The following is a 25,423-nucleotide window of genomic DNA, read 5'->3' as shown; positions in this document are numbered from 1 at the left end:
TTGAAGAGGTCACCGAGGTCGAGCAGGTCCTGTTGAACAGACATAAAAAATCCGATGCCAGAGGTCTGGCATCGGATTTTCGGAGAAGCCCGGCGCGGATTCAAATGCTTAAGTGAACAGCATTACGGCTTCGGCCGGGTTTTTTGTGCGCAACACAAACCCCCTGTAGGAGTGAGCCTGCTCGCGATAGCGTCGGTACTTTCAATATTGATGTGTCAGGCAGATCGCTATCGCGAGCAGGCTCACTCCTACAGGGAGCTGCGGTGGTTGGTAGGGGTGACACAACACCCCGACTCCAGATTCTTCAGAATCGGGCAATCCGGCCGATGATCGCCCTGACAGTGCTCGACCAGATCCTGCAAGGTATCGCGCAACTGGCCGAGCTCACGGATCTTCTGGTTCAACTCATCGATATGCTGGCGGGCCAGGGCCTTCACATCGGCGCTGGCACGCTGGCGGTCCTGCCAGAGGGTCAGCAGTTTTCCGACCTCTTCCAGGGAAAACCCCAGGTCCCGCGAGCGTTTGATGAACGCCAGTGTGTGCAGGTCGTCATCGCCATACACCCGGTAGCCGCTGTCAGTGCGATGGGCTGCCTTGAGCAGACCGATGGATTCGTAATAACGGATCATCTTTGCGCTCAGGCCGCTGTGGCGGGCCGCTTGGCCGATGTTCATCGGTTGTCCTCCAGGTCCTTGGGTTTCCAGGTTTTCAACAGTAGCGCATTGCTCACCACGCTGACGCTCGACAACGCCATCGCCGCACCGGCCAGCACTGGATTGAGGAAGCCGAACGCCGCCAGCGGAATGCCGATCAGGTTATAGACGAAAGCCCAGAACAGATTCTGGCGAATCTTGGCGTAGGTCTTGCGGCTGATCTCCAGCGCAGCCGGCACCAGTCGCGGATCACCGCGCATCAGGGTAATGCCGGCCGCGTGCATGGCGACGTCGGTGCCGCCGCCCATGGCGATGCCGATGTCGGCGGCAGCCAGTGCCGGGGCGTCGTTGATGCCGTCGCCGACCATCGCCACCACGCCGGTTTGTTTCAGTGCGGCGACCGTGGCGGCTTTGTCTGCCGGCAGCACTTCGGCATGCACATCGTGGATGCCCAGCGCCTCGGCGACCACCTTGGCGCTGCCGCGATTGTCGCCGGTCAGCAGGTGGCTGCTGATGTTCCGTGCGCTGAGTTGTTGCACCGCTTGCAGCGCGCCGGGCTTGAGGGTGTCACCGAAGGCGAACAGGCCCAGCACCTGTGGTTCGGGGGATTGTTCGATCAGCCAGGACAAGGTCCGGCCTTCTTTTTCCCACGCGGTCGCCGAGTCGGCCAATGGCCCGGCATTCAAGTCGCTGTCCTCCAGCAGGCGCCGATTGCCCAGCGCCAGGCTACGCTCTTCGAGGCTGCCGGCGATGCCGCGACCAGTCAGGGACTGGCTGTCGCTGACATCGGCCACCCTCAATCCACGCTCGGTACAGGCATCCAGAACAGCCTTGGCCAGCGGATGCTCACTGCCGCGTTGCAGGGCGCCGGCCAATTGCAGCAGGCGCGCCTCATTACCGTCGATGGCACTCAGATGAGCGATGCGCGGGGCGCCGGAGGTCAGGGTGCCGGTCTTGTCGAACACCACCGCGCTGACTTCATGGGCACGCTCCAGTGCTTCGGCGTCCTTGATCAGAATCCCGTAGCGCGCCGCCACGCCGGTGCCGGCCATGATCGCCGTCGGCGTGGCCAGGCCCAAGGCGCACGGGCAGGCGATCACCAGCACCGCCACGGCGTTGATCAGCGCGGTTTCCATCGGCGCGCCATACAGCCACCAGCCGATCAGGGTGGTCAAGGCAATCAGCAGCACGGTGGGCACGAACACCTGGCTGACTTTATCCACCAGTTTCTGGATCGGCGCTTTTGCGGCCTGGGCGTCTTCCACCAGACGGATGATCCGCGCCAGCACGGTTTCCGCACCGAGGGCCAGGGTGCGCACCAACAACCGACCTTCACCGTTGATCGCGCCGCCGGTGACTTTGTCGCCGGGCTGCTTGGGCACCGGCAGGCTCTCGCCGCTGATCAGGGCTTCGTCGGCATGGCTCTGGCCTTCAACCACTTCGCCGTCCACCGGGAAGCGTTCGCCGGGTTTGACCATCACCAGATCATTGAGGCGCAGGGCGCTGATGGCGACGTCTTGCTCGTGGCCGTCGCTCACCCGGATCGCCCGTTCCGGGCGCAAGGCTTCGAGGGCACGGATGGCGCTGGCGGTCTGGCGCTTGGCGCGGCTTTCCAGGTACTTGCCCAGCAACACCAGGGCGATCACCACCGCCGAGGCTTCGAAATACAGATGCGGCATGCGCCCGGCGGCGGTGGCCCATTCGTACAGGCTCAAGCCATACCCGGCGCTGGTGCCCAGGGCGACCAGCAGGTCCATGTTGCCGGCCCCGGCGCGCACGGCTTTCCACGCGGCGATATAGAACCGTGCACCGAAGATGAACTGCACCGGCGTAGCCAAGGCGAATTGCGCCCAGGCCGGGAGCATCCAGTGCACGCCGAACGGTTGTAGCAGCATCGGCAATACCAACGGCAAGGCGAGTGCGATGGCGATGATCAAGGCCAGGCGTTCGCGATGCAGGCGCTGTTGCTGATGGTCGGTTGTCGGGTGTTCGGCTTCCCGGACGCTGGCGCTGTAGCCCGCCTTGGTCACGGCCGCGATCAAGGTTTGCGGATCGATCTGGCCGAGCAGTTCAAGGTGGGCGCGTTCGTTGGCCAGGTTGACGCTGACGCTTTTCACTCCGGTAACCTTGCCCAGCGCACGTTCGACGCGACCGACGCAGGACGCGCAGGTCATGCCGTCGATGCTCAATTCCAGGTTCTGTTGCGGTACGCGATAGCCGGCCTTGGCCACGGCATCCATCAGGGCCGGCAGGCTGTCGCTGGGGGCTTGCACCCGCGCCTGCTCAGTGGCGAGGTTGACGCTGACGGCACTGGCGCCCATGACTTTGCTCAAGGCGCGCTCGACCCGCCCGGCGCAACTGGCGCAAGTCATGCCGGCAATCGGCAGGTCGAACGTGGTGGATTCGGACATCGGTCGCACTCCCTGTAGTAGATGACCACAGGATCAACCTTGCCATGCTGGCAAGGTCAAGCGCCAATCTGATGTGGAAGTGCCCGGGGCCTGTGCCTGACTGCGATCCCACAGGGATTTGTGTCAGTAGCCGAGACCGGCGCGTTTCAGGTACATCCCTTCCCGTGTCATCGCGATCCGGTACTTGAGCACATCCCCGGCCTTGAGCTGGATATCCTGCGATCCCGGCGCGAGCATGCCCGGGTTGCAACCCGGCACCTGGCCCGGCAGCAGTTTCAGGCGCAGCGAGACGATGCCCGGCGGCAGGTTGAACGAGGTGCTCTGTTCCTGAAACAGTCGCGCCGCCAGTTGATCCTGGATGTACACACCGATTTCGCAACTGGTCGCGACTTCCAGGCGCTCGCGGGAAATGATCAGCACGCCATAATCCTGACCGGCAGCATTGACCGAAGGCACGGTGGCGAAAAGGCTGAGAAAGCCAAACAGGCTGAAAACTGACCAGCGCATGGCTGAATCTCCTGAGTTCGAGTCATTGATGGACGCAGCTTGGCCGAGCACTGCGCCGATTGCCAGCCCGGCAGCTAACTTCAGAACTTGACCTTGCCATGGTGGCAAGCTCGAAACTGGGTTCAACCCTCGGAAAAGGAGTCATCCCATGCAAGTGTTCAACGTTGAAGGCATGTCTTGTGGTCACTGCGTCAAGGCCATCACCCAGGCGGTCCAGGCCAAAGACCCGGCGGCCAGTGTTCGGGTCGACCTGGCGGCCAGGGAGGTCGGTGTCGAAAGTGCGTTGACCGCCGAGCAGGTGATCGAGGTGATCAGCGAAGAGGGTTACGGCGTCAAACTGGTCTGAATTTGATAGTTAGCGAGCTACCGGAATGTTCAAGGCGTCCATGCGCGGCTAGACTGTCGGGCTGCCGACTTCTGCCCCACTGGATGCCTGATGAACTTTCGTACCATTCTGATTCTCGGCGCCTTGAGCGCTTTCGGTCCGCTGGCGATCGATTTCTACCTGCCGGCCTTCCCGGCCATGGCCCTGGCTTTCGGGACGGACGAAAATCACGTTCAGATGACGTTGGCGGCGTACTTCCTCGGCCTGTCCATCGGTCAGTTGGCCTATGGCCCGGTGGCGGATCGTTTCGGGCGACGTATTCCATTGCTCATCGGTGTCGGCCTGTTCACCGCTGCATCTGTGGCGTGCGCCTATGCGCCGAACCTGGAATGGCTGATCGGCGCGCGTTTCATCCAGGCGTTGGGCGGCTGCGCGGGGATGGTGATTTCCCGGGCGGTGGTCAGCGACAAGTGTGATGCGGTGGGGTCGGCGAAAGTCTTTTCGCAGCTGATGCTGGTGATGGGGCTTGCCCCCATCCTCGCGCCCTTGTTGGGTGGGTTGTTGGTCAACACCACAGGCTGGCAGTCGATCTTCCTGGCCTTGACCGGTTTCAGTGCGCTGGCGGGGCTGGCGGTCGCGACGGGATTGCCGGAAAGCATGCCGGCCCACATGCCGCGTCAACCGCTGTCGGGTGCGCTGCGTCAGTACGGTCGGTTGCTGGCCGACCCGATATTTCTTGGCCATGCCTTGACCGGTGGCATCGCCATCGCCGGGATGTTTGCCTACATCGCCGGTTCACCCTTCATCATCATCAAGCTCTACGGCGTTCCGGCCGAGCATTTCGGCTGGCTGTTCGGCACCAATGCGGCGGGCTTCATTCTGGTGGCGCAGGTCAACGCGCGGTTACTGGCCAAGCGTGGCCCGATGTTCCTGCTGGCGCGCGCGGTGTGGGTTTATCTGGCGGCCGGTTTGGCCCTGCTGGCTGTCAGCTCGCTGCACCCGGCACAATTGTGGCCGTTGCTGATTCCATTGTTCATCTGTATCGCCAGCCTCGGTTGCATCAGCCCCAACGCCGCGGCCTGTGCGATGAACGGGCAGGGCGCACGGGCCGGCAGCGCGTCGGCGCTGCTCGGTTGCCTGCAATTCAGCGTGGCTGCCGGCGCCTCCGCATTGGTGGGTGTGCTGCACGACGGCAGCGCCGTGCCGATGGCCATGGTCATCAGCCTGTGTGGAGTTCTGGTGGTGAGCGCAGCGGTGCTCACCCGGCGTTTGCAAAATGCCCGGGCGCTGGCGCAAGCCCAGGTTTGAGGCCGGAGTCAGCCGGCTGCACGCTGCGCAAGGAGGATGGGAATCTGGTGAGGGGCCTGGATGCGGGCTTCAAGGGTACGTGTGAAAGCGCGAGCTTCTGCTTCGCTGCGGAACGTCACAGCATGTTGGTCTAAGCGAACTTGCCACTGGGATTTTGCCAGTTCTTTTATCAGGATCTTCATAGCCGAACTCCTCTTGTAAAAGATGTCTTGTAAAAGACTGCCTCGCAGGAGATTCGATTGTAGTCCCGTATACGGTCACCATTGTGACAAGGATCAACTGTCTGACTGACGGTTTGTAACTAAAAAAAACACGGCTTTTCGATGGCGTCCGGAGGAATTGTCGGCGGCCGGAACTAACCGGTCGCCGACGGAAAACACGACATTAGCGATGGCTTTTTTCAGCGTATCAGAACCCTTCCAGCACTATCTTGCCCTTGGCTTTGCCGCTTTCCAGCAGGGCATGGGCACGGCGCAGATTGGCCGCGTTGATCGTGCCGAAGTGTTCGCCCACCGTGGTTTTCAGGGTCCCGGCATCGATCAGCCAGGCGACGCGATTGAGCAGGTTGTGTTGCTCGATCATGTCCGCGGTTTCAAACAGCGACCGGGTGTACATGAACTCCCAGTGCAGTGACAGACTCTTGCGTTTGAGCTTGGTCACGTCCAGCGACTTGGGGTCATCGATCAGCGCCAGTTTACCTTGGGGTGCCAATGCCTCGATCAATTGGTCCAGGTGCTGGTCGGTTTGCGTCAGGCTGGCGACGTGGGTGACCTGATCCACACCGGCGCGCTTGAGTGCTTCGCAGAGTGGTTGGCTGTGATCGATCACCAGGTCGGCGCCCAGCTCTTTCACCCAGCTTTGGGTTTGCGCACGCGAAGCGCTGCCGATGACTTTCAGGGCCGTCAGTTGGTGAGCCAGTTGCGTTAGAATCGAGCCCACGCCACCCGCCGCGCCGACGATCAACAGGCTCTGGCCTTCGTCGGTTTTGCCTTCGCGCACTTGCAGGCGCTCGAACAACAGCTCCCACGCCGTGATCGCGGTGAGCGGCAGGGCAGCGGCCTCGGCGAACCCCAGGGTTTTTGGCATGCGGCCGACGATGCGCTCGTCCACCGCATGCAACTCGCTGTTGCCGCCCGCACGCGCGATGGAGCCGGCGTAATACACCTTGTCGCCGGCCTGGAACAGCGTCACCTCACTGCCCACCGCCTTGACCACACCGGCCACATCCCAACCCAACACCTTGGCTGCGCCACCTTCGGGCTGGACGTTCTGGCGTATCTTGGTGTCCACCGGATTGACCGAGATGGCTTTGACTTCCACCAGCAAGTCGCGGGGGCCGGCGACCGGCTCCGGCAGTTCGATGTCTTGCAGAGCCTTGTCGTCACTGATCGGCAACGAGGCGTAGTAGGCAATGGCTTTCATGGGCGGCTCCGGAACACTGATAAAAGAAGGGACTCGATGGGGCAGATGATTGGCTATTTCTCCTGAAGATAAAACCGGCTAAAAGAGCAGTCTCTTTCAATATTTTTTTGATAATCGGTGCTCTTGATGTTGCGTTTCGATGACTTGCAGTTGTTTGTCCGGGCGGCGGACCTGGGCAGTCTGTCCGCCGCCGCGCGGGGTATGGACATGTCGGCGGCCGTGGCCAGTGCGGCGCTCAAGCGCATCGAACAGCAACTCGGCGCCCGATTGTTGGCCCGTTCGACCCGCAGCCTGCGCCTGACCGCCGAAGGCGAGGGCTTTCTCGAATACGCCCGCGCGGCCCTGAGCAATCTCGACGAGGGCCGGCGATTGCTGGCCAGGGGTCAGGACCAGGTCAGCGGGGTGCTGCAACTGTCGGCGCCATCGGACTTTGGCCGCAATCTGCTGCTGCCATGGCTCGGCGAGTTTCAACGCGAGCATCCGAAACTCACCGTGCGCCTGCTGCTGGGTGACCGCATCGCCGACCTGTTTCGCCAACCGGTAGACATTGCCCTGCGCTACGGTGAACCGGAGGACTCCAGCCTGGTGGCGCTGCCCATCGCTCCGCAGAACCGCCGGGTGTTGTGCGCCGCTCCCGGCTATCTGGCCCGGCATGGCGAGCCGCGGCATCTGGAGCAACTGGCACAGCACAATTGCCTGTTGTACATGCTCGGCAGCCGGGTCCACGATCACTGGAGTTTTCACGACGGCAAGCGCGAAGTCAGCCTGACCGTCAGCGGCGATCGTTTCAGTGACGATGCCGATGTCGTGCGTCTTTGGGCCGTGGCGGGTGCCGGGATCGCTTACAAGTCCTGGCTCGATGTGGCCGCCGATGTACTGGCCGGCCGCTTGAAGGTGCTGATGCCGGAGCTGCTCTGTGAGCGCGCACCGTTGAATCTGTTGTGCGCCCATCGCGCACAATTGAGTAAGCCGGTGAAGCTGTTGCGCGAAATGCTTGTCAGCCGATGCACCCTTTTGACCAGTCAATTTCCAGGTTTTTCGGAAATTGATCATTAGTCGCACGAAAAAAGAGAAATTTCCCTCAGGTACGATCACCACCTACGCCGGGTGGAGGAAAGGATCCGCCGATCAACCCGCATATACTAGCGGCCTCATCATGTCAGTTGCGTCGATCCCCAATGGCGGGTCCACGTTCGAGTCGGCCCGGCTGCACGGTCATCCTTTTGGCCTACGCAGCATCGGCCAGGCAGCGCAAATGAGTGAGCAAGGCGTTGTCGGGCTTATGGCAGTTTCCACGGATTGGCCGACGACACATTACTGGTCAAGATTTCTCTGGGCAGTAGACGAAACGATTCAACAGGGAGTGAATACATGGAACATGCACCTTGCATCAGCCAGATCGCCACGTTGCTGGCTGACCCAAAGCGCAGCGCAATGATGTGGGCCTTGATGGATGGTTCGGCACGGGCAACCGAAGAGTTGGCATTGCTGGCCGGCCTGTCATCGTCGTCGGCCAGTGCACACTTGGGGCGTTTGTCCGCCGGAGGTCTGCTCAAGGTTGAAAACCGCGGCCGCAAACGCTTCTTCCGCCTGGCCGCTCCCGAGGTCGGGGCGGCAATCGAAGCACTGGCCAGCGCGACTTTCGCCAGCGCACCCCAGGATATTCCGGACGTATTCAAGCGTAACGCGCCTCTGATCAAACCCCGGGCGGTGCGTTCGCCATTGTTGAGTGCCCGACTGTGCGACGATCACTTGGGGGGCACCCTGTCCGCCGATCTGTATCAGCGACTGCTGGAGGCAGGCTGGATCGAACATTTCGATCAGCGGGTCACGGTCACCCTCAAGGGCGCGACGGAGTTGGCGGCACGGGGCGTGTTCATCCAGGCGCTGGCCCATCACAACGGCAGGGTTGCCTGCGCGTGCCCTGACTGGAGCGAAAGACGCCCGCACATGGGAGGCTCGCTGGGCGCGGCATTGTTGCAGCTGTTCATGCAGTCGGGGTGGTTGAGCCTGCCCAACGATTCCCGAGCCCTGCAGGTGACGGCTTCCGGGCAACGGGAGATCTATCGCTTTGCCCAGGAAACCGAGTTGGAGATGGCGCTTTAGTGCACCGTGGCGGGAGCGAACGTACTCGCTCCCGCGGGGCTGGGGCGCCGAGCCTTACGGTTTCACCAACCGCGCATCGAGGCTGTTCTGCGCCAGGCGCTTGGCCTGATCCTGGGTCATGCCCAGGTGGGTGTGCAGCGCATGGAAGTTCTCGGTGACATAGCCACCGAAGTACGCCGGGTCATCGGAGTTCACGGTCACTTTCACGCCGCGTTCCAGCATGTCGAGGATGTTGTGCTGCGACATGTGATCGAACACGCAAAGCTTGGTGTTCGACAACGGGCACACGGTCAGCGGGATCTGCTCGTCGATGATTCGCTGCATCAGGCGCTCGTCTTCGATGGCGCGCACGCCATGGTCGATGCGCTGGATTTTCAGCAGGTCGATGGCTTCCCAGATGTACTCGGGCGGGCCTTCTTCACCGGCGTGGGCGACGGTCAGGAAGCCTTCGTGACGGGCACGGTCGAAAACGCGCTGGAACTTGCTTGGCGGGTGGCCCATCTCGGAGCTGTCCAGGCCCACGGCGACGAACGCATCGCGGAACGGCAGCGCCTGGTCGAGGGTCTTCTGGGCCTCGTCTTCGCTCAGATGGCGCAGGAAACTCAGGATCAAACCACTGGTGATGCCCAGTTGCTGCTCACCATCCTTCAGTGCGGCGGCGATGCCGTTGAGCACCACTTCGAACGGGATGCCACGGTCGGTGTGGGTCTGCGGGTCGAAGAACGGTTCGGTGTGAATCACGTTCTGCTCTTTGCAACGCAGCAGGTATGCCCAGGTCAGGTCATAGAAGTCCTGGGAGGTGCGCAGCACATCGGCACCCCGGTAATACAGGTCGAGGAACTCCTGCAGGTTGTTGAAGGCATACGCCTTGCGCAAGGTTTCGACGTCGTTCCATGGCAAGGCAATCTTGTTGCGTTCGGCCAGGGCGAACAACAGCTCGGGTTCCAGCGAGCCTTCCAGGTGCAGGTGCAACTCTGCCTTGGGCAGGGCGTTCAGCCAGTCGTACATAATTCTTTTCTCATCAGGTGCAATGGTCGCCATTCTACAGAGGGTTGCCGCAACAATTGGTAAAACCTGACCAGGCGGTTCATCACACCGCTTCCAGTTCCCGTCGATAAGCGTAGGTATCGGCGAAGCGCGATAGAAGGAACTCGGCGCAGGTGGTGGCCGGGTATTTCGCCGGGTGCGATGCGTCCTGACAGCCGGGCAGGCAGTCGATGCGGGTATCCGGGTGCGGCTCGGCGAAAAACGGCATCGAATAACGATCCACGCCCAGGGGGCTGATCACCCGGTGCGGCGTCGACAGGTAGCGGTCGTTGCTCCAGCGCGCCATCATGTCGCCGAGGTTGACCACGAAGGTGCCTTCGATGGGCGGCGCGTCGATCCATTCGCCTTTGACGCTGCGTACCTGCAAGCCACCGGCGGTGTCCTGGTAGAGCAGGGTGATGCAGCCGTAGTCGGTGTGCGCCCCGGCACCTTGTTGCTCTTCGGAACTGGCGGTGTGGCGCGGCGGGTAATGGATCATGCGCAGTACGCTGACCGGGTCATTGAAGCGTGTGTCGAAGAAATCGCGCTCAATCCCCAGCGCGATGGTCATGGCCCGCAACAGTGTTTGCGCCAGGGCTTGCATGTCGATGTAGTGCTGCTCCATCAACGCTTCCCAGCCGGGAATGGACGGATGGCGATTGGGGCCGCGCAGGGGTTTTTCCGCCAGTACGTCAGGGTGCCCGGCCGGCAGGTGCAGACCCATGTCGAAGGTTTCTTTGAGGTCGCTGGGTTTGCCTGGGTCCAATTGCTCGGTGGCAATGGCGCCGTAGCCGCGATGGTGACGGGTCTGGGTGATGTCGATCTTGAGTTTTTCGGCGGTGGGTTGGGCGAAGAAGAACTTGGCGTGGTCGAGCAGGGCGTCGATTCGCGCAGTGCTGATCGGATGGCCCTTGATATAGAAAAAGCCCCACTCGCGGCAGGCGAGGTCGATTTGCCCGGCCACGGCTGGCCAGGCGGATGGGTCGTCGCTGTAGAGCGGGGTGATGTCGATGATGGGGAGGCTGGTCATACGCAATCCTTGAACGCGATGAAGATCACATGTGGGAGCGAGCCTGCTCGCGAATGCGGTGTGTCAACCAACATCAATGTTGAGTGTACAGACGCCTTCGCGAGCAGGCTCGCTCCCACAGGGTTTTGTGTTCTGACTGGAGAGTTACTTCGGAATCTCGGCCTTCATGCCTTCCACGTAGTAATTCATCGACGCCAGTTCCGCCGTGGTCGCGCTCGCGCCCGCCGGAATTTTCTCGACCCCGGCCTGATCCTTGATCGGCCCGGTGAACAGTTGCAGCGCACCGCTCTTGATGTCGGCGATGAGCTGCTCGGCTTCGCTCTTCACCGTCGCTGGCACCAGGTCGCTGATCGGCAGTTCAACGGTGCCTTCTTTCAAGCCGCCCCAGTAGTCCCGGGATTTCCAGTCATGATCGATCACGCTTTGGGTTGCCTGAACGTAGTGCGGGCCCCAGTCGTTGACGATGGAGGTCAGCACCGCTTTCGGCCCGAAGTGCGCCATGTCCGAAGCGTAGCCCACGGCATAAACGCCGCGACGTTCGGCCGCCTGGATCGGCGCGGGGCTGTCGGTGTGCTGGAACACCACGTCCACGCCCTGGTCGATCAGCGCGTTGGCGGCGTCCGCTTCCTTGCCCGGATCGAACCATGAGTTGACCCACACCACCTTGATTTCGGTGCCGGGGTTGTACTTGTTCAGGGCCAACTGGATGGCGTTGATGTCGCGGATCACTTCCGGGATCGGGAACGAGGCGACGTAACCGACCTTTTTGGTCTTGGTCATTTTCGCCGCGAGGAAGCCGCCGACGTAGCGACCCTCGTAAGTACGCGCCAGGTAAGTGCCGAGGTTCTTGTCCTGCTTGTAGCCGGTGGCGTGTTCGAAGGTCACCTTGGGAAACTGTCTGGCGACCTTCACGGTCGGGTTCATGTAGCCGAAGGAAGTGGTGAAGATCAGGTCGTATTTGTCCTTGGCCATGTTGCGGATCACCCGCTCGGCGTCGGCGCCTTCGGCGACGTTTTCCACGTAGTTGGTGGTGATCTGTGCGCCGAATTTTTCCGCGAGTTCCTTACGCCCCTGTTCATGCTGATACGTCCAGCCGTGGTCACCGATCGGACCGATATAGACGAAGCCGACTTTCAGCGGATCGGCGGCTACGGCGGTCAGGCTGGCGCTCAAACCGATGGCTACCGCAACAGCGCAAAGCAGCTTCTTCAACGGACGGTTGTGCATGAATTGGAACTCCATTTTGTTGTGAGGTTGGCTGGGCTCTCTGGCTTGCACAGTGCAATGCAAATTGCTGACCAACAAGACAACAAAACATGAATCCGCGGTGATGCCATCGCGAGCAAGCTCGCGACAGGTCCTTGAAGTCCGATAACAGTGCATGTCCTTGCACAGCTGCCATCCACTGGTGCGCCAATGATCCTCCACAAAACCAATGTGGGAGCGAGCTTGCTCGCGAAGGCGGAGTGTCACTCGACATCGTCAGTGACTGAAATACCGCCTTCGCGAGCAAGCTCGCTCCCACAGTTTTAATCGGTGTTGTATCAGGTCCCGGCGATCAACTGCCGCGCCGCCTGGCTGTGATCAGCAATCAACCCCTTCAGATCCAGCCCTTCGACCTGCCCATCGATCACCCGCCACTTGCCGCCGACCATCACTCGATCCGCGCGATCAGCACCGCACAGCAGCAACGCCGAGACCGGATCATGACTGCCGGAGAAGCGCAGTTCATCGAGCTTGAACATCGCCAGGTCAGCCTGCTTGCCCACGGCCAACTCGCCGATATCGGTACGGCCCAGCAGGCTCGCCGAACCCTTGGTCGCCCAACCCAACACGCGCTCCGGCGTGATCTTCTCGGCGCCGTAGCGCAGACGCTGGATGTACAGGGCCTGACGCGCTTCGAGCATCATGTTCGAGGCATCGTTAGACGCCGAACCGTCCACGCCCAAACCAAGCAAGGCACCGGCATCGGTCAGCTCGATGCTCGGGCAGATACCCGAGGCCAGGCGCATGTTCGAACTCGGGCAATGGCAAATGCCGGTGCCGGCGGCGCCGAGGCGGGCGATTTCGTCCGGGTTGAAATGGATGCCATGGGCCAGCCAGGTACGCGGGCCGAGCCAGCCAACACTGTCCAGATAGTCCACGGTGCGCAGGCCGAAGCGTTGCAGGCAGAAATCTTCTTCGTCGAGGGTTTCTGCCAGGTGGGTGTGCAGGCGCACGTCGAGTTTGTTCGCCAGCTCGGCACTGGCCGACATGATTTCCGGGGTCACCGAGAACGGCGAGCACGGTGCCAGGGCGATCTGGATTTGCGCGCCGTCTCCGCGTTCGTGGTACTCGGCGATCAGACGCTGGCTGTCGGCGAGGATCACTTCGCCTTCCTGCACGGTCTGTTGTGGCGGCAGGCCACCGTCCTTTTCACCGAGGCTCATGGAACCGCGGGTGAGCATGGCGCGCATGCCCAGCTCGCGAACGCTCTCGACTTGCACGTCGATCGCGTTTTCCAGGCCTTCCGGGAACAGGTAGTGATGGTCGGCCGCGGTGGTGCAACCGGACAGCAGCAATTCAGCCAGCGCGACTTTGGTGGCGAGGGCGAGTTTTTCCGGGGTCAGGCGTGCCCAGACCGGGTACAGGGTTTTCAGCCACGGGAACAGCGGCTGATTGACCACCGGTGCCCAGGCGCGGGTCAGGGTTTGATAGAAGTGGTGATGGGTGTTGATCAGGCCCGGCAGGATCACATGCTCGCGGGCATCGAACACTTCATTGCACGGTGCGGACGGTTGTTGACCGGCGCCGAGTACTTCGACGATCAAACCGTCTTGCAGCACCAGACCGCCACGGGCATCGAGACCGTTGGAGGTGAAAATGGCGAGGGGATTTTTTAACCAGGTACGGGTCGCAGGCATGTTGGCCGGCTCCTCTGAAAGTTGGGTTCAGGGTTGCCAGCTCAGTGTTGCCCTGTCTGCTGATCCAGGGTCGCCGGGGAGGCGAGGTGCGAAGTGTCGATCAAAACGCCCTGGCGGGCAAGCCCAACCCGACCAGACGAAGAGTAACCCTGTGGGAGCGAGCCTGCTCGCGATGACGGAGTGTCAGTCGACAACATCTGTGCCTGATACACCGCCATCGCGAGCAGGCTCGCTCCCACAGGTTATGGGGTATTACCAGGGAATGGTTTCGCCCCGGTAATTGATGAAGTGATGCCCGCCCTTGCCGACATAGGCATTCACCTGATCGACCAGGCCACGGGTGCTGGTTTCCACGTCGATGTCCGCGCCTTCACCCCCCATGTCGGTTTTCACCCAGCCCGGGTGCAGCGACAGCACGGTGAGACTGGTTTCGCCCAATTGCGTGACGAAGCTGTTGGTCATGGAGTTCAGCGCCGCCTTGCTGGCCTTGTACAACGCCAGTTCCGGCGCATCGGGCATGGTCACGCTGCCGAGCACCGAACTCATGAACGCCAGCACGCCGGTGTCCGGGCGCAGTTGCTCGACAAAATGCTGGGCCAGGTTGACCGGCGCCACGGCGTTGGTGAAAAACAGCTGACCGACTTCGGCCATTGTCGCGCCACCGTTCGGCGTCTGGACATCCGGCCCCTTGACCCCGGCATTGACGAACAACAGGTCAAACACATCACCCTTGAGTTGTTGGCTCAGGGCGGACACCGCCTGCTGATCGTCCATGTCGAGCTTTTCGATCCGCACATCGCCCAGGGCCTGCAAGGCGTCGGCTTTTTGCGGGTCGCGCACGGTGGCGGTGACTTGCCAGCCATCGGCCAGCAGGGTTTTCACCAGTCCGAGGCCAAGCCCCCGGGAGGCGCCGATGATGAGTGCGGTTTTTGCCTTGGACATGAGTGGCTTCCTTGAAAGTTCAGGATAGTGGATTCAATGGACACTAAACCCCAGTCGTTGAGCGGTCTTGATGTACTGCACCCGTTGCACCATGTCTGGCGGATAGTCGCGATACCCGTTGGCGCTGCGTTGCGCCGCGATCAACCCGCGCTGCTCGTAAAAGCGCAGCGTGTCGCGGCTGACGGCGCTGGCCTGGGCTAATTCACCAATGCGCATCATGACGTCTCGAGGGGGCTTGACCCTGGAGCATACTCCAGGCTTTAGCCTTGTTGCTCCCTGAATTGATGGAGCAATGTCGATGTGGACTACAACGCAATATCGCCGATTGGTGCAAGGCAGCGCCTGGTACGACCTGATCGTGACGGTCGCGTTTATCACACCGTGGAGTTTTGCGGCGTTGCATGGGTTTTTGACGGGGGTGAGTCAGGCGTTGAGTTTACCCGGTGAGTTGCCATCGTTCGAACCAGTGCACATGCTGATGGCGAATCTGCTGGGGTCGATTGTCTGCGTATGGGCAGTGCTGCGGATTCGTGATCCGCAGCAGGTTTATGGGCGCTATGACGCCGTGGCCAGGTTCCTGTTCTCGGCCTGGCAGGCTTATGCCCTGATCCATGGCGCGAGTTCGCTGCTGGTGGTTTTTCTGGTGTTTGAATTGGCGTGGGGCATTGCTCAGGTGTTGCCTGTTCGGACGCTTTCGCGAGCAGGCTCGCTCCCACAGGGTTTGCGCCAGACACATTAATTGCGGCGGACACGGTAATGTGGGAGCGAGCCTGCTCGCGAAGAGGCCCGCCCAGACAACCACTAATGCCCTGCCTGCCACGGCTGCCCCAACGACACCGGCGCATACAACCGTGTGCGCAGCGCATCCCGGGACAGCAGCACCAGCACCACAATGGTCGCGACATACGGCAGCATCGCCAGCAGACTCGACGCAATTGCCAGTCCCAACCCCTGCGCCACCAGGTGCAGGATGCTGGCGAGCCCGAACAGGTACGCGCCGAGCAGCAGGCGCCACACCCGCCAACTGGCGAACACCACGAGCGCCAGGGCAATCCAGCCGCGCCCGGCGCTCATGTTCTCCGCCCACATCGGTGTGTAGGCCAGGGACAGATATGCCCCGGCCAGCCCTGCCATCGCACCGCCGCACAACACCGCCAGGGTCCGCACCGCCAACACCGGCAAGCCCATGGCGCTGGCCGCATCCGGGTTTTCCCCGACCGCCTGAATGATCAGCCCGACACGGCTTTTCAGAATCACCCAGGCCACCAGCGCAAACAGCACGAATGACAAATACACCAACAGATCCTGAGCAAACAGCATCCGCCCGATCAGCGGGATCTCGCTCAAATATGGAATCGCCATCGGCTCGAATCCCGCCAGCGGCTTGCCGACCCAGGCCGCACCGACGAAGGTCGACAGGCCCACGCCGAAAATCGTCAGGGCCAGACCGGTGGCCACCTGATTGGCATTGAACACCAGCGCCACCAAGGCAAAGAGAGACGACAACAGCATCCCGGCGAACATTGCCAGCAACACGCCGAGCCATAGATTGCCGGTGTTGAACGCGACGATGAAACCGATCACCGCGCCAAACAGCATCATGCCTTCCTGGCCAAGGTTGAGGACGCCGCTTTTCTCGCAGATCAGCTCCCCCAGCGCCACCAGCAGCAACGGCGTACCGCAGCGGACCATGGCGTAGAAAATATTGCTCAGCAGATCGATATCCATCACAGCGCTCCTGCTTGTACGGCGGTGGCTTGCGCGCGGCGGGTCCAGCGCAGGTTCAGGCGTGGGCGATAGAGAATCAGCACATCACTGGCGAGCAGGAAAAACAGCATCATGCCCTGGAACAATTGGGTGATGGCTTGCGGCAGGTTCAGGCTCATTTGTGCGCTTTCGCCGCCGATGTACAGCAGCGCCATCAGCAGGCTGGAAAACAGGATGCCGACAGGGTTCAGGCGGCCGAGAAATGCCACGGTGATCGCCGCATAGCCGTAGCCCGGCGAGACCTGCGGCACCAGCTGACCGATGGGGCCGCTGACTTCGCACACGCCGGAAAGCCCCGCCAGGCCGCCGCTGATCAACAGCGCGAGCCAGATCAGACGTTTCTCGCGAAAGCCGGCAAAGCCGGCGGCACGCTTGTCCAGCCCGAGCACTTTGATCTGGAAACCGACAAAGCTTTTCTGCAACAACACCCACACCGTCACCAACGCGAGCAGGGCGAAGTAAACCCCGGCGTGGACCCGGCCATCTTCCATCAGCAACGGCAAGCGGCTGGCGTCGCCGAACATCGCCGATTGCGGAAAATTGAAACCATCCGGATCTTTCAGTGGACCGTGCACGCAATACAGCAAAAGGTTCAGGGCGATGTAATTGAGCATGATGCTGGTGAGGATCTCATTGGCGTTGAAACGCGTGCGCAACCACGCCGTCAGCCCGGCCCACGCAGCTCCGGCCAAGGTGCCGGTGAGCAAGATCAGCACCAGCGCCCAGCGGCTTTGCATATCGATGATGTTCACCGCCAGCGCACTGCCGGCCAACGCACCGAGCAGCAGTTGACCTTCGGCGCCGATGTTCCAGATGCGCGCCTGGTAGGCGACGGCCAGGCCCAATGCGCAGAGCAGAATCGGCAGGGCTTTGACCAGCAATTCGGAGACGCCGTACAGGTCGCTGACCGGCGCAATCAGCAAGGTGTGCAGCGTCAGCAGCGGGTCGTGCCCGAGCGCGATAAACAACAGCGAGCCACAGCCCAGTGTCAGTGCCGCCGCGAGCAACGGCGAGCACCACAGCATCAGGCGCGATTGCTGGCCGCGGGGTTCAAGAGAAAGCAGCATGTGACACTCCGTTAACGCGTGGCGGATTCGAGTGATTGAGGGGCACCGAACTGGCCGGCCATCCAGCCGCCGACATCGCTCAGGCGCGTGTCGACTGTGGCGTGGAGCGCCGACAACCGACCACCGCACAAGGCGCCGAGGCGGTCGCTGATCTGGAACAGTTCATCGAGGTCTTCGGAAATCACCAGGATCGCCGCGCCGGCATCGCGCAAGGCAATCAAGGCGCGGTGAATGGTGGCGGCCGCGCCGACGTCCACGCCCCAGGTCGGGTGTGCGGCGACCAGCAGTTTCGGTCGCTGAAGGATTTCCCGGCCGAGGATGAATTTCTGCAGGTTTCCCCCGGACAGGCTGCGGGCCGGTGCCTGGCTATCGGGTGTCTTGACCCCGAAACGGCGGATGATTTCCTCGGCCAGTGCTTCGACTTTGCCGCGTTGAATCAGGCCGTTATTCACCAACCCCTGCTGGAAGGCGGTCAGCAGCGCGTTGTCCGCCAGGCTCAGCTCCGGCACTGCACCATGGCCCAGGCGTTCGGCGGGGACAAACGCCAGTCCGAGTTGGCGGCGAACATCGGGCCGCAAATGGGCGACGGGCTCCAGGCCAAAACGGATCGTTGCGCTGGCGTTGCGGGGCAGCAGTACTTCGCCGCTGAGCAAGGCCAGCAACTCGTCCTGGCCATTGCCGGCGACACCGGCGATGCCGACAATTTCACCACGGCGCACTTCAAGGTCGATGTTGGCAAGCGAGCAGCCGAACGGGTCCGGGTTGTGCCAGGACAAGCCACGGACATCAAGGAACGCCTCACCTCCGGTAACCTTCGGATAGTCAGCGATCAACTCCGCCGCTTCACCGACCATCAAGCGCGCCAGTTGCTGATCCGAACACTCGGCCGGCACGCAATGCCTGGACACCCGACCGCCTCGTAAAACCGTTGCGCTGTGGCACAACGCGCGGACTTCCCCAAGCTTGTGGCTGATGAACAAAATGCTGCAACCCTCGGCGGCAAGCCGGCGCAGAGTGACGAACAAGTCGTCGGCCTCCTGCGGCGTCAGCACCGAAGTCGGTTCATCGAGAATCAACAGGCGGATGTCCTGCATCAGGCAGCGAATGATTTCCACCCGTTGCCGTTCACCGATCGACAGGCTGTGGACAAGTCGCTCCGGTTCCAGCGCCATGCCATAGCGCCGGGACACCTCGCGAATCTTCGGCTCAAGCTGTTTGGGGGTGCCTGCGGCCGCGCCCATGGCCAGGGCGATGTTCTGCGCCACGCTCAGGGTTTCGAACAGCGAGAAATGCTGGAACACCATGCCGATTCCCAAACCCCGTGCCTGGGCCGGGTTGCGCAGGCTCACCCGCCGGCCTTGCCAGATCACTTCGCCGGAATCGGCGTGGGTAACGCCGTAGATGATCTTCATCAGCGTGCTTTTACCCGCGCCGTTTTCGCCGAGCAGGGCATGGATCTCGCCAGGGGCAATGGTCAGGTCGATGGCATCGTTGGCCAGGCAACCGGGGTAGCGTTTTGTGATTCTGCGCAGTTGCAGGCGCGGAACCGGATCGGGGATTGGAGCGTGATTGGGCATGACAGGCTCAGTGCTGTTGGACTTGTGCCTGTGGATAAAGCAATTTTCTGGCCACTCGGTCAGGAACGCGTCGAAGTCCTGCGAGCAGAGGCGCTGAGTACGCAGCTTTCAAATGTGCCACGCAGAGCCCGGCACCACATGGGGGCAATGGCGCAAATCAAGCCCCGATTTTGCTCGTGGGGTTTTGCTCAAAAAATGAGCAATCGACCACAAGCCATACTGTGCAGGGCGCCGAGACGGACATGAACGGGTTATCCACAGGTTGCTCCACAGTATTTGTGTGCAAGCTCAAAGCATGGGCATAAGCACTGAGTGGCTTTCTTCTAAAGGCGATAAACCGTTGTAACTGTTTGTTTTTATTTGAATTTGATGTGCTTGATAGCAGATTGGACGAAAATTGAGCAAAGTCCGCAAAGCCGCATGACAGAAGGGTTACAGCGGTATGTGCTCAGGTTATCCACAGGCGGGTGCACAGCAGATGTGGGCAAATATGGAATAAGTGAAAAAGTGGCGTGCCCCAAAAGATTGCAGCCTGTGATTCAGCGCTGTAACAGAATTCGCCCGCGACTCAAATCGGCCAGTTGTGACTGCAAGGTGTCGATCTGCGCACCGCCCACGGCCAGCTGCAACTCGACCCCATTGGCGGTGAAGCTTTCATCCACAACCAATCCACCTGCTTCTGCCACCCGCAGCTTGACCAGGGTCAACTCGGCAAACCCGCAAGCGCAACGCAGCGGCACCCGGCTGATCAGCTCGATCTTTGGCGCCGCTTGCAGGCATTTGTTTGCACCCCCGCCATAAGCGCGGGCGAGCCCCCCGGTGCCCAGTTGGATGCCGCCATACCAGCGAATCACCAGCACCGCGACCTGATCGCAATCCTGCGCCTCTATCGCCGCCAGAATCGGCCGCCCGGCCGTGCCGCCGGGCTCGCCATCATCGGTGCTGCGATACTGATCGCCGAGCTTCCACGCCCAGCAGTTGTGCGAGGCATTCAAGTCATTGTGCTGTTCAATGAACGCCTGGGCCTCGGCCGGGCTGGAGATCGGCGCGGCGAAGGTCATGAAGCGACTCTTGCGAATCTCTTCGCGGTATTCGCAAAAACCGCTGAGGGTAAATGGCATACGTACCTGAATGGCAACTTAGATGGCAGGTTTCAGGCCGCAGCCCTTGAGAATGATGCGGATCAGGTTGTCCCCGGCGTCTTCCATGTCCTGTTTGGTCAACCTGGTGCGCCCGGTGACGCGGCAGATCTGGGTGGCGAAGTCGGCGTAGTGCTGGGTGCTACCCCACAACAGGAAGATCAGGTGCACCGGATCGACCGGGTCCATTTTACCGGCGTCGATCCAGGCCTGGAACACGCCCGCCCGACCCTGGAACCAGGCGCGATAGTCCTGGTTGAAGTACTCGGTCAGGCATTCGCCGCCGCTGATGACTTCCATGGCAAAAATCCGCGAGGCTTGCGGCTGGCGCCGGGAGAACTCAATTTTTGCGCGGATGTAGCGGGTCAAGGCTTCGGCCGGATCGTCCTCGGCGGTGAGGGTGTTGAAGGTGCTGTCCCACAACTCGATGATGTTGCTCAGCACCGCCACGTACAAACCGAGCTTGTTGGTGAAGTAGTAATGCAGGTTCGCCTTGGGTAGCCCGGCATTCTGGGCGATGGTGTTCATGCTCGTGCCTTTGTAGCCGTGACGGGCGAACTCGTCTTCGGCGGCTTTGATGATGGTCTCTTCGTTTTTCTGACGAATGCGGCTGACGGGTTTTCCGCCGTGGGCTGGGACTTCAAAGGTCATAGGCACTTCCGAGAAGATGAGTGGGTGCGGCCAGTGCGTTGATAGCGCACCGGCAGGTTACAGACAAGTCTATGGGGAAAAACCAATCCACTGAGGGCTTGTTCAATTATGCAATTCAACGCGTCGCCGCGAGACTCTCGAGAAAACTCTCCAGCACCAGATGCGGTCGACGTCCCTTGCGGGTGACCGACGCCAGGCTCAGGTCATAGAAACGCGTTTTTGCTTTCAATGCACGCAACCGACCTTGCTGTACCCAAAGACTCGCGTAGTGATCCGGCAAATAGCCGATGTAGCGCCCGGTCAGGATCAGGAACGCCATGCCTTCACGGTCCGAGGCGCTGGCGGTGCAATTGAGCGCCTGGTAGTGAGCCTGGATCTCCGCCGGCAAACGGAAGGTGGGCGCGATGGCGTCCTGGCTATTCAGGCGTTCGTCGTCCAGTTGCTTGTCGTCGACATAGAACAGCGGGTGACCGACCGCGCAGTACAGCAGCGAACGTTCGCTATACAACGGTTGATACTCCAGCCCCGACAGCGCGCTGGCCTGCGGCACCACGCCGACATGCAGACGGCCGTCGAGCACGCCTTGTTCGACTTCATTGGGCGCGATCATGCGGATCTGGATTTGCACGTCGGGGCCGCGTTCCTTCAATTGTGCGAGGGCATGGGTGATGCGCATGTGGGGCAGGGTGACCAGGTTGTCCGTCAATCCAATGATCAATTCGCCGCGCAAGTGCTGGTGCAGGCCATTGACCTCGGTGCGGAAGCTTTCCAGTGCACTTAACAGCTGCAACGCCGATTGATAGACCTCGCGGCCTTCTTCGGTCAGGGAAAACCCGGCACGTCCACGTTGACACAGACGCAGGCCGAGGCGTTGCTCCAGATCGCTCATCTGCTGGCTGATCGCCGAGCGACCGATGCCCAGTACGGTTTCCGCCGCGGAGAAGCCGCCGCATTCCACCACGCTGCGAAAGATCCTCAGCAGGCGAATATCAAAGTCGCTGACCTGGGCCAGCGGATCGGGACGGCGAGTGCTCATGCGGGTTACTCAAAGTTTAGTAGTTGGCTGACTGAACATTAGAAGAGTTGGATTTCACAGACTTTATCTCCGTGGCAATTTAGCTGCAACAACGGTTTTCAATTCTTACGCCGCTTATTGCCTTGCGAGATTTCGCCCATGAACCAGCCTGAAAACGCCCCGACTTCCCTGGCCAGCCAGCTCAAGCTCGATGCTCACTGGATGCCTTACACCGCCAACCGCAACTTCCAGCGCGACCCACGGCTGATCGTTGGCGCCGAAGGCAGCTGGCTGATCGACGACAAGGGCCGCAAGGTTTATGACTCGTTGTCCGGCCTGTGGACCTGTGGCGCCGGGCACACCCGCAAGGAAATCCAGGAAGCGGTCGCCAGGCAACTGGGCACTCTCGATTACTCGCCAGGCTTCCAGTACGGTCATCCGCTGTCCTTCCAGCTGGCTGAGAAAATCACCGACCTGACCCCGGGCAACCTGAATCACGTGTTTTTCACCGACTCGGGCTCCGAGTGTGCTGACACCGCCGTGAAGATGGTCCGTGCTTACTGGCGCCTGAAGGGCCAGTCGACCAAGACCAAAATGATCGGTCGTGCCCGTGGTTACCACGGTGTGAACATCGCCGGCACCAGCCTCGGGGGCGTGAACGGCAACCGCAAGCTGTTCGGTCAGGCGATGATGGACGTCGACCACCTGCCGCACACCTTGCTGGCCAGCAACGCTTACTCCCGTGGCATGCCGGAGCAGGGTGGTATCGCCCTGGCTGACGAACTGCTGAAGCTGATCGAGCTGCACGATGCGTCGAACATCGCGGCGGTCTTCGTCGAGCCATTGGCCGGTTCCGCTGGCGTGCTGGTTCCGCCACAGGGTTACCTCAAGCGTCTGCGTGAAATCTGCGACCAGCACAACATCCTGCTGGTGTTCGACGAAGTGATCACCGGTTTCGGCCGTACCGGCACCATGTTCGGCGCCACCACCTTCGGCGTGACCCCGGACCTGATGTGCATCGCCAAGCAAGTCACCAACGGTGCGATCCCGATGGGCGCGGTGATTGCCAGCTCCGAGATCTACCAGACCTTCATGAATCAGCCAACGCCTGAATATGCGGTGGAGTTCCCTCACGGCTACACCTATTCCGCGCATCCGGTGGCTTGCGCCGCGGGCCTGGCGGCACTCGACCTGCTGCAAAAGGAAAACCTGGTGCAGAGCGTGGCTGAAGTCGCGCCGCATTTCGAAAATGCGCTGCACGGTCTCAAGGGCACCAAGAACATCATCGACATCCGCAACTTCGGCCTGGCCGGTGCGATCCAGATCGCTCCACGTGACGGCGATGCGATCGTGCGTCCGTTCGAAGCCGGCATGGCGCTGTGGAAAGCCGGGTTCTACGTGCGTTTCGGCGGCGACACCCTGCAGTTCGGTCCAACCTTCAACAGCAAGCCGCAGGACCTGGATCGTCTGTTCGACGCGGTCGGCGAAGTGCTGAGCAAGATCGACTGATTTCTCCTTCTATATACCTATAAACAACGGGCGCTCGGGAACGGGCGCCTGTGGACAACTTTTCAGGAGCTTCCATGAGCGTTATTCCGCATTTGATCAATGGCGAACTGGTAACCGAGAACGGTCGCGCGGTTGATGTGTTCAACCCGTCTACCGGCCAGGCTATCCACAAGCTGCCACTGGCGACCCGCGAAACCATCCAGAGCGCCATCGACGCGGCCAAGGCTGCATTCCCGGCCTGGCGCAACACGCCGCCGGCCAAGCGTGCCCAAGTGATGTTCCGCTTCAAACAACTGCTGGAGCAGAACGAAGCCCGCATCTCGCAATTGATCAGCGAAGAGCACGGCAAGACCCTGGAAGATGCTGCCGGTGAACTGAAGCGCGGCATCGAGAACGTCGAGTTCGCTTGCGCGGCCCCGGAAATCCTCAAGGGCGAATACAGCCGTAACGTCGGCCCGAACATCGATGCCTGGTCTGACTTCCAGCCGCTGGGCGTGGTTGCCGGTATCACGCCGTTCAACTTCCCGGCCATGGTGCCGCTGTGGATGTACCCGCTGGCGATCGTCTGCGGCAACTGCTTCATCCTCAAGCCTTCCGAGCGTGACCCGAGTTCGACGCTGCTGATTGCCCAATTGCTGCTGGAGGCTGGTTTGCCTAAAGGCGTACTGAGCGTGGTGCACGGTGACAAGACTGCGGTGGACGCATTGATCGAAGCGCCGGAAGTCAAAGCGCTGAGCTTCGTTGGTTCGACGCCGATTGCCGAATACATCTATTCCGAAGGCACCAAGCGCGGCAAGCGCGTTCAGGCCCTGGGCGGTGCGAAGAACCACGCCGTGCTGATGCCGGATGCAGATTTGGACAACGCCGTCAGCGCACTGATGGGCGCAGCCTACGGTTCTTGCGGTGAGCGTTGCATGGCGATCTCCGTAGCAGTGTGTGTCGGTGATCAGGTGGCCGATGCACTGGTGGCCAAACTGGTTCCACAAATCAAGGCGCTGAAAATTGGCGCTGGTACTTCTTGCGGTCTGGACATGGGGCCTCTGGTCACTGGCCAGGCCCGCGACAAAGTCAGCGGTTATGTAGAAGACGGCGTAGCTGCCGGCGCGACCCTGGTGGTGGATGGCCGTGGCCTGACCGTCGCTGGTCACGAGGAAGGCTTCTTCCTGGGTGGCTGCCTGTTCGACAACGTCACGCCAGAAATGCGCATCTATAAAGAAGAGATCTTCGGGCCGGTGCTGTGCGTTGTTCGGGTCAACAGCCTGGAAGAAGCCATGCAACTGATCAACGATCACGAATATGGCAACGGCACCTGCATCTTCACCCGTGATGGTGAAGCGGCGCGGTTGTTCTGCGACGAGATTGAAGTCGGCATGGTGGGTGTCAACGTACCGCTGCCGGTGCCGGTGGCATATCACAGCTTTGGCGGCTGGAAGCGTTCGCTGTTCGGCGACCTGCACGCCTATGGCCCGGATGGTGTGCGTTTCTATACCCGCCGCAAAGCCATCACCCAGCGCTGGCCGCAGCGTGCGAGCCATGAAGCTTCGCAGTTCGCCTTCCCTAGCTTGTAAGTAGAAGGGTAAAGAAGGCCGGCCCTTGTGGCCGGCCTTCGCGTTTTCGGGGCTTTTTGAGTGATATGACAGATTTATGAAAATAGCGGTTGACGGCAGATTTCAGATGTCTATAATTCGCCCCACTTCCGGCGCAGTCGAAACGGAAAACTCCTTGGTAAACAATGAGTTACGCAGTTTTCGGCAGCAGGTTGCTTCAGTTTATCGAAGCCGAAAGGGAGTTGAAAAAGAGGTGTTGACAGCAGCGTGTAACGCTGTAGAATTCGCCTCCCGCTGACGAGAGATCTGAAGCGCAAGTGGTTGAAGTTGAAAAGGAAACTTGGAAAACTTCAGAAAATAATCACTTGACAGCAAATGAGGCTGCTGTAGAATGCGCGCCTCGGTTGAGACGAAAGATCTTAACCAACCGCTCTTTAACAACTGAATCAAGCAATTCGTGTGGGTGCTTGTGGAGTCAGACTGCTAGTCAACAGATTATCAGCATCACAAGTTACTCC

23 protein-coding genes and 1 pseudogene are annotated in these 25,423 nt (G+C 60.9%); 7 read left to right on the top strand and 17 right to left on the bottom strand.

Annotation, left to right across the window (positions count from 1 at the left end; genetic code table 11):
• Positions 1 to 248: 248 nt before the first annotated feature.
• The 3 genes from cueR to BSF44_RS26870 form a co-directional block, all read right to left on the bottom strand.
• Positions 249 to 674 carry a Cu(I)-responsive transcriptional regulator gene (cueR, locus tag BSF44_RS26880; RefSeq protein WP_095946053.1) on the bottom strand — a complete coding sequence of 142 codons (426 nt, stop codon included), beginning with the start codon at positions 672 to 674 and terminating at the stop codon, positions 249 to 251.
• The gene (locus BSF44_RS26875) at positions 671 to 3,064 is read right to left on the bottom strand and encodes a heavy metal translocating P-type ATPase (protein ID WP_095946052.1); all 2,394 of its coding nucleotides are present in this window, start codon (positions 3,062 to 3,064) and stop codon (positions 671 to 673) included. The genes cueR and BSF44_RS26875 overlap by 4 nt, the downstream gene beginning before the upstream one ends.
• Before the next feature lie 123 nt (positions 3,065 to 3,187).
• Positions 3,188 to 3,571, bottom strand: coding sequence for a hypothetical protein (locus BSF44_RS26870; RefSeq protein WP_095946051.1), 384 nt, complete (start codon positions 3,569 to 3,571; stop codon positions 3,188 to 3,190).
• Between the two features lie 148 nt (positions 3,572 to 3,719).
• On the opposite strand from BSF44_RS26870, the gene BSF44_RS26865 reads away from it, so the two are divergent.
• Both BSF44_RS26865 and BSF44_RS26860 read left to right on the top strand, forming a co-directional pair.
• Positions 3,720 to 3,917: a heavy-metal-associated domain-containing protein gene (locus BSF44_RS26865; RefSeq protein WP_095946050.1), complete on the top strand. Its 198-nt coding sequence runs from the start codon at positions 3,720 to 3,722 to the stop codon at positions 3,915 to 3,917.
• A gap of 90 nt (positions 3,918 to 4,007) precedes the next feature.
• On the top strand, positions 4,008 to 5,204 hold the full coding sequence (locus BSF44_RS26860) for a multidrug effflux MFS transporter (RefSeq protein WP_095946049.1): 1,197 nt from the start codon (positions 4,008 to 4,010) through the stop codon (positions 5,202 to 5,204).
• An 8-nt stretch (positions 5,205 to 5,212) separates the two neighbouring features.
• Here BSF44_RS26860 and BSF44_RS30435 read toward each other — a convergent pair whose 3' ends face one another.
• Both BSF44_RS30435 and BSF44_RS26855 read right to left on the bottom strand, forming a co-directional pair.
• On the bottom strand, positions 5,213 to 5,386 hold the full coding sequence (locus BSF44_RS30435; protein WP_172435404.1) for a hypothetical protein: 174 nt from the start codon (positions 5,384 to 5,386) through the stop codon (positions 5,213 to 5,215).
• Between the two features lie 226 nt (positions 5,387 to 5,612).
• Positions 5,613 to 6,626, bottom strand: a complete 1,014-nt coding sequence (locus BSF44_RS26855) for a zinc-binding alcohol dehydrogenase family protein (RefSeq protein WP_095946048.1) — start codon at positions 6,624 to 6,626, stop codon at positions 5,613 to 5,615.
• Between the two features lie 126 nt (positions 6,627 to 6,752).
• Between BSF44_RS26855 and BSF44_RS26850 the strand changes: the two genes are divergently transcribed.
• Both BSF44_RS26850 and BSF44_RS26845 read left to right on the top strand, forming a co-directional pair.
• Complete coding sequence (locus tag BSF44_RS26850) at positions 6,753 to 7,682, top strand: LysR family transcriptional regulator (RefSeq protein WP_095946054.1); 930 nt, start codon at positions 6,753 to 6,755, stop codon at positions 7,680 to 7,682.
• A 315-nt stretch (positions 7,683 to 7,997) separates the two neighbouring features.
• Positions 7,998 to 8,732: a helix-turn-helix domain-containing protein gene (locus BSF44_RS26845; protein WP_095946047.1), complete on the top strand. Its 735-nt coding sequence runs from the start codon at positions 7,998 to 8,000 to the stop codon at positions 8,730 to 8,732.
• A gap of 54 nt (positions 8,733 to 8,786) precedes the next feature.
• Here BSF44_RS26845 and BSF44_RS26840 read toward each other — a convergent pair whose 3' ends face one another.
• The 6 genes and pseudogenes from BSF44_RS26840 to BSF44_RS26815 all read right to left on the bottom strand — a co-directional run.
• Positions 8,787 to 9,740: an adenosine deaminase gene (locus BSF44_RS26840; RefSeq protein WP_007996475.1), complete on the bottom strand. Its 954-nt coding sequence runs from the start codon at positions 9,738 to 9,740 to the stop codon at positions 8,787 to 8,789.
• An 82-nt stretch (positions 9,741 to 9,822) separates the two neighbouring features.
• Positions 9,823 to 10,788: an isopenicillin N synthase family oxygenase gene (locus tag BSF44_RS26835; RefSeq protein WP_095946046.1), complete on the bottom strand. Its 966-nt coding sequence runs from the start codon at positions 10,786 to 10,788 to the stop codon at positions 9,823 to 9,825.
• 144 nt (positions 10,789 to 10,932) lie between these two features.
• Positions 10,933 to 12,015 (bottom strand): BMP family ABC transporter substrate-binding protein, encoded by a 1,083-nt coding sequence (locus BSF44_RS26830; RefSeq protein WP_095946045.1) that lies wholly within the window; start codon positions 12,013 to 12,015, stop codon positions 10,933 to 10,935.
• 317 nt (positions 12,016 to 12,332) lie between these two features.
• Positions 12,333 to 13,691, bottom strand: a complete 1,359-nt coding sequence (locus BSF44_RS26825; protein WP_008050330.1) for an 8-oxoguanine deaminase — start codon at positions 13,689 to 13,691, stop codon at positions 12,333 to 12,335.
• A 252-nt stretch (positions 13,692 to 13,943) separates the two neighbouring features.
• Positions 13,944 to 14,633, bottom strand: coding sequence for an SDR family oxidoreductase (locus tag BSF44_RS26820; RefSeq protein ID WP_095946044.1), 690 nt, complete (start codon positions 14,631 to 14,633; stop codon positions 13,944 to 13,946).
• 39 nt (positions 14,634 to 14,672) lie between these two features.
• Positions 14,673 to 14,849: pseudogene (locus tag BSF44_RS26815) on the bottom strand (MerR family transcriptional regulator); the annotation flags it as partial.
• Positions 14,850 to 14,931: 82 nt separating this feature from the next.
• Between BSF44_RS26815 and BSF44_RS26810 the strand changes: the two are divergent.
• Positions 14,932 to 15,372: a hypothetical protein gene (locus BSF44_RS26810; protein WP_095946043.1), complete on the top strand. Its 441-nt coding sequence runs from the start codon at positions 14,932 to 14,934 to the stop codon at positions 15,370 to 15,372.
• A gap of 62 nt (positions 15,373 to 15,434) precedes the next feature.
• Here BSF44_RS26810 and BSF44_RS26805 read toward each other — a convergent pair whose 3' ends face one another.
• From BSF44_RS26805 to BSF44_RS26780, 6 genes are all read right to left on the bottom strand, one after another.
• A complete protein-coding gene (locus BSF44_RS26805) occupies positions 15,435 to 16,361 on the bottom strand; it encodes an ABC transporter permease (RefSeq protein WP_095946042.1) in 927 nt (308 codons plus the stop codon).
• Complete coding sequence (locus BSF44_RS26800; protein WP_095946041.1) at positions 16,361 to 17,467, bottom strand: ABC transporter permease; 1,107 nt, start codon at positions 17,465 to 17,467, stop codon at positions 16,361 to 16,363. The genes BSF44_RS26805 and BSF44_RS26800 overlap by 1 nt, the downstream gene beginning before the upstream one ends.
• Before the next feature lie 11 nt (positions 17,468 to 17,478).
• Positions 17,479 to 19,044: an ABC transporter ATP-binding protein gene (locus BSF44_RS26795; RefSeq protein ID WP_095946040.1), complete on the bottom strand. Its 1,566-nt coding sequence runs from the start codon at positions 19,042 to 19,044 to the stop codon at positions 17,479 to 17,481.
• 539 nt (positions 19,045 to 19,583) lie between these two features.
• Positions 19,584 to 20,165: a YigZ family protein gene (locus tag BSF44_RS26790; protein WP_095946039.1), complete on the bottom strand. Its 582-nt coding sequence runs from the start codon at positions 20,163 to 20,165 to the stop codon at positions 19,584 to 19,586.
• Positions 20,166 to 20,183: 18 nt separating this feature from the next.
• Positions 20,184 to 20,834, bottom strand: coding sequence for a TetR/AcrR family transcriptional regulator (locus BSF44_RS26785; RefSeq protein ID WP_095946038.1), 651 nt, complete (start codon positions 20,832 to 20,834; stop codon positions 20,184 to 20,186).
• Between the two features lie 115 nt (positions 20,835 to 20,949).
• The gene (locus BSF44_RS26780) at positions 20,950 to 21,870 is read right to left on the bottom strand and encodes a LysR family transcriptional regulator (protein WP_007971880.1); all 921 of its coding nucleotides are present in this window, start codon (positions 21,868 to 21,870) and stop codon (positions 20,950 to 20,952) included.
• Between the two features lie 138 nt (positions 21,871 to 22,008).
• Between BSF44_RS26780 and BSF44_RS26775 the strand changes: the two genes are divergently transcribed.
• Both BSF44_RS26775 and BSF44_RS26770 read left to right on the top strand, forming a co-directional pair.
• On the top strand, positions 22,009 to 23,358 hold the full coding sequence (locus BSF44_RS26775; RefSeq protein ID WP_095946037.1) for an aspartate aminotransferase family protein: 1,350 nt from the start codon (positions 22,009 to 22,011) through the stop codon (positions 23,356 to 23,358).
• A gap of 74 nt (positions 23,359 to 23,432) precedes the next feature.
• A complete protein-coding gene (locus BSF44_RS26770; protein ID WP_095946036.1) occupies positions 23,433 to 24,926 on the top strand; it encodes a CoA-acylating methylmalonate-semialdehyde dehydrogenase in 1,494 nt (497 codons plus the stop codon).
• Positions 24,927 to 25,423 lie beyond the last annotated feature (497 nt).

The organism is Pseudomonas sp. ACN8 (assembly GCF_002303925.1).
In the GTDB taxonomy this organism is placed as follows: Bacteria; Pseudomonadota; Gammaproteobacteria; order Pseudomonadales; family Pseudomonadaceae; genus Aquipseudomonas.
Note: the sequence above shows the minus strand (reverse complement) of the source record. Positions and strands in the feature narration are given on the sequence as shown.

Bases quoted from the DNA above. Each gene is read 5' to 3' on its own strand.
- cueR (WP_095946053.1), bottom strand. From the start codon at position 674: ATGAACATCGGCCAAGCGGCCCGCCACAGCGGCCTGAGCGCAAAGATG.
- BSF44_RS26875 (WP_095946052.1), bottom strand. From the start codon at position 3,064: ATGTCCGAATCCACCACGTTCGACCTGCCGATTGCCGGCATGACTTGC.
- BSF44_RS26870 (WP_095946051.1), bottom strand. From the start codon at position 3,571: ATGCGCTGGTCAGTTTTCAGCCTGTTTGGCTTTCTCAGCCTTTTCGCC.
- BSF44_RS26865 (WP_095946050.1), top strand. From the start codon at position 3,720: ATGCAAGTGTTCAACGTTGAAGGCATGTCTTGTGGTCACTGCGTCAAG.
- BSF44_RS26860 (WP_095946049.1), top strand. From the start codon at position 4,008: ATGAACTTTCGTACCATTCTGATTCTCGGCGCCTTGAGCGCTTTCGGT.
- BSF44_RS30435 (WP_172435404.1), bottom strand. From the start codon at position 5,386: ATGAAGATCCTGATAAAAGAACTGGCAAAATCCCAGTGGCAAGTTCGC.
- BSF44_RS26855 (WP_095946048.1), bottom strand. From the start codon at position 6,626: ATGAAAGCCATTGCCTACTACGCCTCGTTGCCGATCAGTGACGACAAG.
- BSF44_RS26850 (WP_095946054.1), top strand. From the start codon at position 6,753: ATGTTGCGTTTCGATGACTTGCAGTTGTTTGTCCGGGCGGCGGACCTG.
- BSF44_RS26845 (WP_095946047.1), top strand. From the start codon at position 7,998: ATGGAACATGCACCTTGCATCAGCCAGATCGCCACGTTGCTGGCTGAC.
- BSF44_RS26840 (WP_007996475.1), bottom strand. From the start codon at position 9,740: ATGTACGACTGGCTGAACGCCCTGCCCAAGGCAGAGTTGCACCTGCAC.
- BSF44_RS26835 (WP_095946046.1), bottom strand. From the start codon at position 10,788: ATGACCAGCCTCCCCATCATCGACATCACCCCGCTCTACAGCGACGAC.
- BSF44_RS26830 (WP_095946045.1), bottom strand. From the start codon at position 12,015: ATGCACAACCGTCCGTTGAAGAAGCTGCTTTGCGCTGTTGCGGTAGCC.
- BSF44_RS26825 (WP_008050330.1), bottom strand. From the start codon at position 13,691: ATGCCTGCGACCCGTACCTGGTTAAAAAATCCCCTCGCCATTTTCACC.
- BSF44_RS26820 (WP_095946044.1), bottom strand. From the start codon at position 14,633: ATGTCCAAGGCAAAAACCGCACTCATCATCGGCGCCTCCCGGGGGCTT.
- BSF44_RS26810 (WP_095946043.1), top strand. From the start codon at position 14,932: ATGTGGACTACAACGCAATATCGCCGATTGGTGCAAGGCAGCGCCTGG.
- BSF44_RS26805 (WP_095946042.1), bottom strand. From the start codon at position 16,361: ATGGATATCGATCTGCTGAGCAATATTTTCTACGCCATGGTCCGCTGC.
- BSF44_RS26800 (WP_095946041.1), bottom strand. From the start codon at position 17,467: ATGCTGCTTTCTCTTGAACCCCGCGGCCAGCAATCGCGCCTGATGCTG.
- BSF44_RS26795 (WP_095946040.1), bottom strand. From the start codon at position 19,044: ATGCCCAATCACGCTCCAATCCCCGATCCGGTTCCGCGCCTGCAACTG.
- BSF44_RS26790 (WP_095946039.1), bottom strand. From the start codon at position 20,165: ATGCCATTTACCCTCAGCGGTTTTTGCGAATACCGCGAAGAGATTCGC.
- BSF44_RS26785 (WP_095946038.1), bottom strand. From the start codon at position 20,834: ATGACCTTTGAAGTCCCAGCCCACGGCGGAAAACCCGTCAGCCGCATT.
- BSF44_RS26780 (WP_007971880.1), bottom strand. From the start codon at position 21,870: ATGAGCACTCGCCGTCCCGATCCGCTGGCCCAGGTCAGCGACTTTGAT.
- BSF44_RS26775 (WP_095946037.1), top strand. From the start codon at position 22,009: ATGAACCAGCCTGAAAACGCCCCGACTTCCCTGGCCAGCCAGCTCAAG.
- BSF44_RS26770 (WP_095946036.1), top strand. From the start codon at position 23,433: ATGAGCGTTATTCCGCATTTGATCAATGGCGAACTGGTAACCGAGAAC.